Genomic DNA, 10307 nt, shown 5'->3' with positions numbered 1-10307 from the left:
TGAAGGATTGGCGGCGTGTCGCAACGCGATACGACAGGTGCCCAAAGGTCTTCCTGTCAGCTATCGCCCTCGCAGCACTCGTGATTTACTGGCTATGAGTCCTGACCCTAGGCGGGTTTGACCTATTGGCGGCCTTTTATGCAGCCTCATCCTGCATTGCCAACGTTCAATGTAACAGAAATCTCTGCGGTCATCGAACAAGCAAATCAGCGGACAAAACATTGTCCCAGCCGGGTTGCCGCCGCCGTTAATCAATTGGAGGCGACTTCGAAATAGCGCCACAGGCGCGAGGTTTGAGACCTACACTCGACTTAGATCGGGCCATCTGGCAAAGTTGTCTCTCGCAAAACGAACCTTAGTAGACCGCATCAGGCAGCTCGAGCTCAGCAGCGATAGATGGCATCAGCACGCTACGATCAGATCGACCCTAGCTCGACCATCAGCAAAATCGACTGTGGGCTTGGAACCAACCAGCAGCTCGCTAAGTAACGAACGATATATAGTCTCATCCAGCACTCCCAATTCAAACATTACTCTTTTCGCCCAGCAGTCTGCCGAGGCTTCAGTTCCAGGCCCATTCTCACGATTCAAGACATGGCCCAGAACATGATGAGCGCATTCATGATAGTAAAAGAAGTCAACGACCACAGGACGGGCTGCGGCCACAACGTTTGGATTCCACCTGACGCCGGGCCACCCATTCGCAAACGTTCCCGCTATTGCAATATCATCAACACTGTAGTCGGCGACGTATAGGACCGCTCGGCCGAGGGGGTCTATGCAGGTTGGGTGGGATTGCGCTCTGACCTGAGCTGGGTAGGAAAAAATGAGAACCAAACTCAACAACCCAAAATGTGCAGATAGCTTCCTAACGAGCGAAGTGTTCGGGAATATGGCTTTCAGCATTCTGTGTCGCTATCTTTAAAACCTGCCTCAAGAAACTCACGTGCGGCGCGATTTAGATCTAGTTGCATCAACGCTTCCGGATTGTGAGTAATTTCACTGGTCTGTAGATCCAGAGATCTGATGTATTCTAAGACAGCATATTGTCGGCATACCGTTGGTGGGTGCGTCACTGTTGGGATGGCCATCTCATTGAAGTCGGCACTATGGAACATCATCGTAGCGCGGAAGTAGGCGCCGGAGAAAGCAACAAAAACAGCATCATTTGCCAACGCACGCAAGGCTCTCAAGGCAAAACGATCAGCTTCGTACTCTTGTTTCCAAGATAGATCTGTGTCTGTTGTCGGTTTGTGTCCCAAGGCCTTATGCCCAATTTCATGTAGAAACCAAAACCTCATGAAGCTCGAGAGGGTTACCGGGTATACATTGTCCAGTGGAAAGGTCTGGTCGTTCCAGATTTCAATACACTGATCTAAGGTTAGTCCAATGTATCTTGTAAAAACCGGTGTATTGACCCCGTTCTTAGCATTGGAGTGCAAAAGGTTGAGATAGTTTATCATATTCTCAGGTGTAGCAAGTTCTGGATTTTTTCGGGTGACTGCGTATGCAAAGGCGTGGTGTGCAGTTAGTTGTAGGAACGCCTCCGACACAAAAACTGTGTTTCCAGAAATCCAAATGTTGTTTTCGTTCTGAGACGTAAAACTGATGCGAAGAGAGTCTTTGGACGCGGATGTTAGCAGACCCTCTTGCCAAGCTAGCTGCTTAGATATGATGAATTGGGTTTCGGCCATTCTTCGATGATTACCCTCACCTCCGAAAATTGCTCTTTGTGTGCACGCCAATACCGCACTGGGAGCAAGAATTGCATAAATGCAAGCGACAAGTATCACTTTCGCGCGCCGCATGGGCTTACCTTCCGAGGAAATCGTTCAACTTTGTCAAATCGGATGGGCTGCTTTCCAAAAATTGCTCTTCAAGACGTAAAAACTCGCTAGGAGGAGCTAATTGCAGCCGGTACCAAATCAGCGCGGGGCCTTCTCCAAGCCGCGTCTCGAGTAGAGATCGAACAAACACGGCAACACTCTTTGCATTGAGCTGGATGTTTACAAGATCAGGGTTCTGAGCCTGGTCTGGAGTCGAGGAAATGTAGGTCGCAATACTGTGAATAGTATTGTAGTTAGCCTGCATCAACGGTGCAAGGTCAGCACCATCCGGAGGTAAGTTAGACGGCATAGCGTTGAGGCCAGTAGTCTCGCCCGTGCCCTCGGTCCCTATGTACTTTGCGGTAATCGCAGATCGAGCCGAAGCGGGATCAACACCGATTGCTTGCATTTGAAGAAAGTCTATCTCCATCGGAGATGGCAGAAACAGATGATGCGTTCGAGCATAGGCGCCTAGGCCAAGCGCAAGGACCAACGGCAAAACAAAATACGGGATGGCGCGGACCCTTCTGTGCTCCAACGACACCTTGCTTGAATCTGGTGCGATACTAAGAACCACAAAGGCGGCCGCAACTATGCTGGATATGACGCCCCCTACAACGGGGCTTACCGAAAAACCAGCTAGCAAACCGGAAGCAACTCCCATAACCGCAGCTATTACCTTGAAATTCAAATTACTTTCTTCCAATTCTCATCTTTCCTTTTATTCAACAGGTTTGGTGTGAACTAACTAACGTCCAAAAGATTGACCCGCAGTATATCCAATTTTCTCTCTGCTACGACTTCTTTTGTTTACAAGTTGGTTTCAGACACCCCTTCCGCCAATTCCGCCCGCTACACAGCTTTCCGACTATCGGCCCAAAGCTGCCGTCCGTCCCAGGTCCCGCATGCTGCAACGCGGCCCGTCAGACCGGACTTTCGCCGCGCTGCAAAAATCCTGACCTGTTCGAACTCACAGATCGCGGACAAACCCGCCAATTGAAGTGTTTTCCCGGATGTCTGCTTGGGTGTTGAACTTATTTTCAGAACGGGGCGGCCGCCGCCATATTGTCCATTGTGTTTTCCATGAACGGTGCGATCCGGTTCGAAAGAAAATTTGCAGCGACGGGAGCGGTGATTAGCGACGTAGGAGCGATGGCATAGCTCCACGTGATGCGTGTCTGTCCAGCGGACACCGCCTCGTATTCAAGACGACCCACAATGTGGTTCACGACATATCTTGATGGGGCCGTGAAACCGAAAATCTGATAATGGAATAGATCAGGGTCTCGGTTCTGAATGATGCGGTCGATGGCCGTATGTCCGTTGTCCAGGTTTGCATATCTGAGCGCTCCGTCCTCACCCCATGTCCCGGATATCGGTGTCGTCGACACAACGCCCGGAATTCCCTGCGTAGACTCCATAAAGGTCACAAGGCGCGTCTCCTCCAACCACGATTTCACGGCCTGCTGTGGGCCGTCCACGATCCGCTCGGTTGTATGGATCGAATAGCTGGTGGCTGCTCTCAAGGCGGGGGGACGATCGGGATTTGGTGCACTCACACCCAAGGCAGCGGAACATCCAGCAATCAGAGCACAGCCCAAAAGACCGACAATAAGGATATAGATTTTGTGCATTTTATGTTTCTGCGCCTACAGTATTGACATTGAGGGTCGGCATGAATCTTTCCACGCATTCCTCCGGCGTAGCACAGTCCCCGCGTTGCCAAGATCGCATAGTGTTGCCCATGCGCGGATCATGGAATAATTCAAATGCCCGCCCACATTTAGGGTATGTGGCTTGTTTGAAGATCACGTTCTTGACGTTCGTCATAGCTATCATCAACTGCCTGCTACTTCCGCATTTCCATCTATGGACAAAGCTGTTCTCCGTTCCTTGTCGGTGAACACCAGTCCTGATATTCTACTTTTCATAGACCTGCGCGAATTGGCTTGTCTTTAGATGAACCTTCGGATCATACGTTGGGATATCAAGCGGGTCCGCAGGGCTCGCAATCCATTCCAAATCCTCATTTGCCATTCGTAGGCCCGCTTGATTGGCAAGGTTTTGCAGCACGCTTGGCACACTTCGGTGCAGCAAGCCCGCCTCTGGTTGGGGGACTCCAATCGGGGACAAATTGTCGATCAAGAAGAATCTTCCTGTGGGCTTTAGAACCCGCGCAATTTCTGCAAAGACCTTCTCTGGTCGTCCAAAGCTGATCCCCGGTTGCGGCTCAAACCACAACTCGTGTGGCCCTTGCAGCCAGACCACCCGATCAACAGATGCGTCTTGTGCGCCTAGCGACTCCCAGGTTGCGTCGCTGTAACAGGCGTTATTCCTACCCGCACGCTCAACCCGTTTGCGCGCATCTTTGCCGAAGAATGCATCCAACGTTGCGGGTTGTTGCACGATCAGAGTGCCCGTGTCGTCCAGAAGCTCCAGTAAAAGCCCTGTGAACCAACCTTTACCGGGTTCGATCTCCAGGATCGTGTGGGACGGATCGAGTTGTGCCAGTTCTATCGTATCCTGAGCGCGGCGCGGCCCGTCTTGGGTGCGGTCCGCTTTGGACCGCACATCGGACGTCATAAGGCGCGAAAGCCAATTCATTGGCCTGCTACCACACCGATTGTGTTCAGACCAAGAATGACACCAACGGCAAAGACGGGGGCAGCCACAAGGAACAACGCCCAACTAAGGCTGCGGAAGGGCGTGATGCCAAATGCATAGAGCGGCAGATAGAACACGCGCGAAACGATCATCGCAAAGGAAGCCCAATAGGTCAGCGCGCCAGATGTGCCGAGCAGCTGTTGCACGACAACAAGCGCGATCCATACGGCCGCGACATCGCTTTGATTGCGGACCGCGCGCAGCAAACGAGATTGTGCGGGGGACTCTGGAGGTGGGTCTGCGCGATTAGACAGCGCGTAGGCCGTCCCGCCGACTTTATCGAGGTGGAGTTGCTGTATGACAATTGAGAGCCACAACATGCCGCCAGTCACAAAGACCGACCAGAGTTCGAGTGTCATTATATTTTCCTTAAGTATTAGACGGCCAGTGCCTTGGCCTTGTCAGGGTGGATTTTGCCGGTTTCGGCGAACAGTTTGAGATCTTCGAGCGTCTCATCGATCGCGGTGCTGAACTGACGCCGCATAGCCCACCCCATCAACGCGCCGAACGGCGGCATGAGGTCGGCAACAAACGACAGATCGACTTCGGTGCCGCCGCCAATCCCATGCAGTTTCCATCGACCGCTCAAATTGCGAACGAAGAAGGGCATGGATTTCGCTTTGGCATCGTAGGCAAGGATGTGATTGTCCGCATCGTATGTGCGGATAGTCTCGGTCACGGCGCCAATCGACGCGGTGCAGATCCGCCCCCCGACTGATGCCCCCGGAAGGGGGGCAACAGCGGCATTGGGCTCAGACGACTGCACCGCACGCGCCCATTGCCCGACGTCCGCGTAATCAGTGGCAAGTATCTTCCACAGATCTTCGACAGATGCGGCAATATGAAGGTTGCGTGCGATTTGCATTATTCGGCGACCAGACCGACGGAGGACGCGATGTCGAGCTGTTGCATCTGCAAAGTCTCAAGGTCTGCAACACCCGGCAATGCGCCAAACTCCGGCCACGTTAGAGCTTCTTCGTTGATCCGGTTCATCGCATCGCGGTCGGTCCAGTAGTTGATCATGGTCCACTTTCCGTCCGGGCCTTCGGCAACGGACCGAGCGACAAGGGTATTGTACTGACCCATCTGTTCGGCGATTGGAGCGAGTGCCGCGCTGACAGCTGCGGCATCAGCGCCGGGCTGTGCGTCAAACGTGACAATTTCAACCACTGTTGCGCCATCGGCGAAGACAGCAGTAGGAAGGGCCACAGTGGCTGCCAAAGCGAGCGTGCGTAGTTTGGATGTAAATGACATTCGGAGGTCTCCTGAGTTGGTTGGGGATCAGAGGCACTGCGCCTCAGGGTTTCTCGTCGCCGAGATAAGTGCCGCCGAACACATCGACAGCGGTTTGAAAGGTCCGGCGCAGCGTGCCCGTCAGAACGGGCTCAATCACAGGGCCGGTTCCGGGAATGCGCGGGTCATAGAAAGCCCGGACCGACAGGGAAGTCCCGCCACCGGCGGTCTCTGTGAAGTCGTAGAGAAGAACGATTTCGCGTACTGGCAGCGACATGGTCGAAGCTTCAGCATCGACTGTGTATCCGTAAGCGTGCGGTGGATCGTACACGAGCAGCGGCTCGACCAATTCTCGCCCGTCTTCAAATATGCAGATGCGGCGTGACCCGACGCCGAACTGGCCGGGCGTCACACTTTGACTATGATCAAAACGCACTTCTGTGATTGTCGGGTCGAACAGATCGACACGGGTCAATAGCAGCGGAATGATTTCGGTAGGAGGTGCACCGAACTCCATGGTGACGACCCTGCGTAGCGTCGCTTCAGTGTATTGTGCGGCTTCGATTGCCGGCCGGGCGGTATCGGCAAACACTGCGGCAGGCAAAGAGAGAGCGATCGCCGCCGAGATGGCGACGTGACGTAGGTGACATAACATTGCATCATTCCAGATTTGAGAATCGTTCTATAACGTAAGTTATATAATATCTAACGTTTGCCAAATTGACTGTCCAGAGTTATATACTCTAGATTATAAATTAGGTGTGATATGGCCCGCCCAAGAAGTTTTGATGAAGATACAGTTGTCGATGCTGCAATGGTCGCGTTCTGGCGGACCGGCTATGACGACACCCCGGTAGGTGCGCTTGAGGCCGCCACCGGCATTAAACGGATCAGCCTTTATAATACGTTTGGTGACAAGGAGGGGCTGTTTCTGGCTGCGCTTGATCGCTACCATCTTGGCGCGGTCGAGGTTTACGAAGGCATGGTTGCACAAGGCGGGCTCGCGGAAATCCAGCATCTGTTTACCGCGATGAGCGCGCCTGCGGATACTGGCGCTCCGGCGCATTCTGGATGTCTCATGGTGAACACGGTCCTGGATGTCAGGCGCGCTTCGGATGAAGTGAAAGCCCGCATCGATGGCTATCGGGCAATGTTGCGTGGCGCATTTGTCTCGGCGCTGCGAAACGCCAGTACACATGGAGAAATGGTTGCCGATGCCGGTCTGATTGAAAAACGGGCGGCTTATCTGTTGGGGTTGCTTTGGGGCGCTCTTGCCATGATCCGCGTCGAAGGCAAGACAACGGCAGCGGCAGATGTTGCGTTGATTGGCAATGCCGTAATCGATGGCTGGCGCAACAAAACATTGTAAATCCGCCATCTACCCGCCTCAGGCGATCAGAATGGACAAGGCCACGCTTGGCAGGAGTTTTATTGGCGCCTTTTCATGAATTTCTTAGGTGCGGTAGGCAGTTCGTCGAAACCCGAGATCGAACTGATTAGCCGAATCTTCCTTCAGGCCATGACAGTAGTCAAGCATTGAACCGCCAGAAAAGAGCCACAAGCAGTAGCGAAATCGACAGATCGAGTGCTTCCGCAAGCTTGCCCAGAACGGATGTCGTTGGCTGTGCTTCACCACGTTCAACTTTTGAGATCATCGAGCGACTGACGCCTGATTCAGTTGCCAGCGCATCAATGGTTCGGCCTTGGTTCTGACGCTCCAATTTCAATCGATTTCCAAGTGGATGCGATATATATGCATTATGATGGAAGGAGTGGCGTAGCACCATAGCGGACGTTCGGGCATAGCGCAGCATCGGTCGTTTTGGACTCATTGCTGACCTCGAATGCAGCGCAGCTTCCTGTGATATGATGGCGTGGTCAACGTCGGGTTGTCGTTTTGGGAGGGAATGGCGGATCGGAGGATCAGTCATGGAAACACCAAACTTACCTGCCATTCGCGCGCGTCGCCCTGCCTGGAACAAGGGCCGCATAGTTGGTCAGAAACGCCCGCTCAAACCAAAGCATGTCTGGGCGATCCGTGTACGACTGGAGCTTGCTGAGAACCATCGCGATCTGGCGCTATTCAATATGGCAATCGACAGCAAGCTCCGAGGTTGCGACCTGGTCAAGATGAAGGTGGTGGACGTGATGGCTTCGGGTCAAATCAAAGAGCGCGCGTCCGTCCTGCAAAGCAAAACCCAGAAGCCTGTGCGTTTTGAGATTTCGGAAGGCACCCGCGCTTCCGTTGAGAAATGGATGGAAGACGAACTGATGGTTGGATCAGAGTATCTTTGGCCAGGCCGGTTTCATGAGCGCCTTCACATATCCACACGCCAATATGCGCGGATAGTCCGCGATTGGGTGACATCGATTGGTCTCGAAGCGAGTGCATACGGCACTCATTCGATGCGCAGAACCAAGGTAACTCAGATCTACAAGAAGACCGGAAACCTTCGCGCCGTGCAGCTATTGCTTGGTCACACGAAGATGGACAGTACAGTCAGATATCTTGGGGTCGAACTTGAAGATGCTTTGGCCATCGCCGAAGCGATTGAAATCTAGAAAGATGGGCCGTCTTCGCGGGCGGCCCAAACCGGACTTTGAACCGACTTTTGAGTTTCTGCGGTGCGGCCCGTCAGAGCTGCCATTCGCTGCACCTGCATGTCTGTTCGATCTCATAGGCTGGCCCTGCGACACGACCGGCCCACTTGTTCGGTTCATCCCCGAAGATCAGGAGATGCTGGGCGGCACGATGATCGCTCATGGCGCGGACGATCGTGAAATTGGCATGCAGGTCTGCAACACACTGCGGTCGTTTTATGATTGACTGACAGACGGCGCTCTCGGCTCTGGAGCACTCCTTTCGCTAGTCCTCATCAGCAGACTACATGCTAAGTAGCACAACACAGACCACGACATCCCAGTCCACAGGGCTAGTTGCGTCGTGATCGTAAACTTCGTAAACTTGACTTAGCTCATATGGGGCTGGCGCGCTGCTCAGGCAGGTCGGCGCGGTAGGTGGAAACAAACCCAGCGAACCTGATCCGGGCCCATTGGATCCTGGTTTGCCGAGCGTCTAGATGACTTCAGTTTGCTCAATCAGCCACGTGCTTTTTGACTCCTGCTATAGGGCCCACGGCTTAAACTGGATTCAAGAGCGCGTGAGAGGGATGAGCAAAATGAACATGCCCGAAAGACCTGGACCAGCCGGAACAATACCAGTCAATCTTGATCACCTGTCGAAAGGTGTTGATCGCATCTTGCAACGGTGGATCGGTGACGATCGCCCCACCAAACTGACGCTTCTGAACGATCTCGCGGCCGCGTTAAGCCCAGGATCGAATTGGGGCGCGTTGCGAGCAAGAGCGTCCGGACAACAACCCGTGGCCTCCGAAGACAATACGAGAGTGATCCCGCCGATGGATCGAGCCGCACCTGACCATCCTGCGCGGCTTGCTGAGATTAAACGTGACGAGAACAGGATGGAGCTGATCGACCTGACAACGGAAGTCCGCCCCTTGTTTGGCATGCGCTATGCTGGCGATCCGATCATCGGGCTGCAGCTGAATGTCACGGAGGGCAATGGGTATAGCGAGGCGTCGATCTATGCCAAACTCATCGTGAGCAGGAACGGAGAACTTATTGTTCAAAGGGTCTATGCACCCGATCTCGACCCACATGCGGCGAAACTTGTCTACAACACCGTACAAAATCTCGATTCTATTGATCTCTATCCCACACTGGCACAGGGGGCTTGTGCGTCCCTTTGCATCCTTCTTGGGCCTTTCGACTGCGTGGTATCGATCCCCGAACATTACAGCCGCGATCTTGATGACAGTTTCACGTCGCAAGGCGCACGTGTGCTGTTGGATGAAGGAGAAACCCCGTCGATCACGGATGTCGATTTGGCGCTACGGCTGGCGTCTGCCACAGTCCCTCATCTGGGTCTGAAACAGTTCGAAGATGCTGGGGTCGTCCGGTTCAAATTGTCTCAACCGCTCATGCAGATCTGGGAAGCTGAAGATTTTGCAGCTCCGGATCATCTTGATCACCGGCCCATGTTCTGGATCCCGACGGGCCAGTATTGGGCGCATCAGGACAAGTACCTGATCGATCATAGCATCTGGACGATGAGTAAACTGGGCGAGCCCCTAGATTTGGCTTTAGCTTTGGTCGACATTGATGACCCGGATGTATATTTGCATGCGTCACTCACACCGATGCCGAAGAACTCCCGAAAGTCAGACGCTCTGGAAGAGAATTGGCGCGGCGGCTTCCACAGGGAGTTTCAAGTTCTGCGCATCCGCGAGGGGGAACCGGTGCGAAAGCTGTCGCTGCAAGGCGATATCAAAGAGCGCTTTGAAACGGGTTTTATGGGATGGGCCATTCACGAAGGCCATAAGGTTGTTGAGGATCGGTCGCGTACCAAAATCCGCGCACTCATTCCACGCGATATGAGACGGGCTTCTCAACATCTTCGGCAGGTGGAGGCCATCATGAATGGCGTCGACCCGACAGATCGGGATCTTCTGAAGCGCATTCGGGACGGCAAATAGGCCGTCTCTTTTCGGGAAGTCTGTCTGC

13 protein-coding genes and 1 pseudogene are annotated in these 10307 nt (G+C 53.6%); 5 read left to right on the top strand and 9 right to left on the bottom strand.

Annotated features, from left to right (window positions below; genetic code table 11):
* Positions 1–98 (top strand): annotated as a pseudogene (locus AC53L6_RS24085) (IS5/IS1182 family transposase); the annotation flags it as partial.
* 801 nt (positions 99–899) lie between these two features.
* Here AC53L6_RS24085 and AC53L6_RS24080 read toward each other — a convergent pair.
* From AC53L6_RS24080 to AC53L6_RS24045, 8 genes are all read right to left on the bottom strand, one after another.
* Positions 900–1808, bottom strand: a complete 909-nt coding sequence (locus AC53L6_RS24080; RefSeq protein ID WP_496909676.1) for an ImmA/IrrE family metallo-endopeptidase — start codon at positions 1806–1808, stop codon at positions 900–902.
* A gap of 4 nt (positions 1809–1812) precedes the next feature.
* On the bottom strand, positions 1813–2532 hold the full coding sequence (locus tag AC53L6_RS24075; RefSeq protein WP_496909675.1) for a hypothetical protein: 720 nt from the start codon (positions 2530–2532) through the stop codon (positions 1813–1815).
* Positions 2533–2866: 334 nt separating this feature from the next.
* Complete coding sequence (locus tag AC53L6_RS24070; protein ID WP_496909674.1) at positions 2867–3460, bottom strand: SRPBCC family protein; 594 nt, start codon at positions 3458–3460, stop codon at positions 2867–2869.
* Between the two features lie 286 nt (positions 3461–3746).
* Positions 3747–4430: a methyltransferase domain-containing protein gene (locus AC53L6_RS24065; protein WP_496909673.1), complete on the bottom strand. Its 684-nt coding sequence runs from the start codon at positions 4428–4430 to the stop codon at positions 3747–3749.
* Positions 4427–4849, bottom strand: coding sequence for an MAPEG family protein (locus AC53L6_RS24060; RefSeq protein WP_496909672.1), 423 nt, complete (start codon positions 4847–4849; stop codon positions 4427–4429). Before AC53L6_RS24060 ends, AC53L6_RS24065 begins: the two co-directional genes overlap by 4 nt.
* Positions 4850–4866: 17 nt before the next feature.
* Positions 4867–5355 carry an SRPBCC family protein gene (locus tag AC53L6_RS24055; protein ID WP_496909671.1) on the bottom strand — a complete coding sequence of 163 codons (489 nt, stop codon included), beginning with the start codon at positions 5353–5355 and terminating at the stop codon, positions 4867–4869.
* Positions 5355–5744 (bottom strand): hypothetical protein, encoded by a 390-nt coding sequence (locus AC53L6_RS24050; RefSeq protein ID WP_496909670.1) that lies wholly within the window; start codon positions 5742–5744, stop codon positions 5355–5357. The genes AC53L6_RS24055 and AC53L6_RS24050 overlap by 1 nt, the downstream gene beginning before the upstream one ends.
* A gap of 43 nt (positions 5745–5787) precedes the next feature.
* Positions 5788–6378: an SRPBCC family protein gene (locus tag AC53L6_RS24045; RefSeq protein WP_496909669.1), complete on the bottom strand. Its 591-nt coding sequence runs from the start codon at positions 6376–6378 to the stop codon at positions 5788–5790.
* Between the two features lie 111 nt (positions 6379–6489).
* Between AC53L6_RS24045 and AC53L6_RS24040 the strand changes: the two genes are divergently transcribed.
* Entirely contained in the window at positions 6490–7092 is a 603-nt protein-coding gene (locus tag AC53L6_RS24040; protein ID WP_496909668.1) for a TetR/AcrR family transcriptional regulator, read from the top strand.
* Positions 7093–7252: 160 nt separating this feature from the next.
* On the opposite strand, the gene AC53L6_RS24035 is transcribed toward AC53L6_RS24040, so the two are convergent.
* Positions 7253–7678 (bottom strand): helix-turn-helix domain-containing protein, encoded by a 426-nt coding sequence (locus AC53L6_RS24035; RefSeq protein WP_496909667.1) that lies wholly within the window; start codon positions 7676–7678, stop codon positions 7253–7255.
* On the opposite strand from AC53L6_RS24035, the gene AC53L6_RS24030 reads away from it, so the two are divergent.
* The 3 genes from AC53L6_RS24030 to AC53L6_RS24020 all read left to right on the top strand — a co-directional run bounded on the left by AC53L6_RS24030 (position 7653) and on the right by AC53L6_RS24020 (position 10279).
* The gene (locus AC53L6_RS24030; protein WP_496909666.1) at positions 7653–8285 is read left to right on the top strand and encodes a tyrosine-type recombinase/integrase; all 633 of its coding nucleotides are present in this window, start codon (positions 7653–7655) and stop codon (positions 8283–8285) included. The genes AC53L6_RS24035 and AC53L6_RS24030 overlap by 26 nt on opposite strands.
* Positions 8286–8289: 4 nt before the next feature.
* Positions 8290–8550: a hypothetical protein gene (locus AC53L6_RS24025; RefSeq protein ID WP_496909665.1), complete on the top strand. Its 261-nt coding sequence runs from the start codon at positions 8290–8292 to the stop codon at positions 8548–8550.
* 358 nt (positions 8551–8908) lie between these two features.
* Positions 8909–10279 (top strand): hypothetical protein, encoded by a 1371-nt coding sequence (locus tag AC53L6_RS24020; protein ID WP_496909664.1) that lies wholly within the window; start codon positions 8909–8911, stop codon positions 10277–10279.
* Positions 10280–10307 lie beyond the last annotated feature (28 nt).

The sequence above is a fragment of the Tateyamaria sp. LSS28 genome (assembly GCF_059611725.1).
Note: the sequence above shows the minus strand (reverse complement) of the source record. Positions and strands in the feature narration are given on the sequence as shown.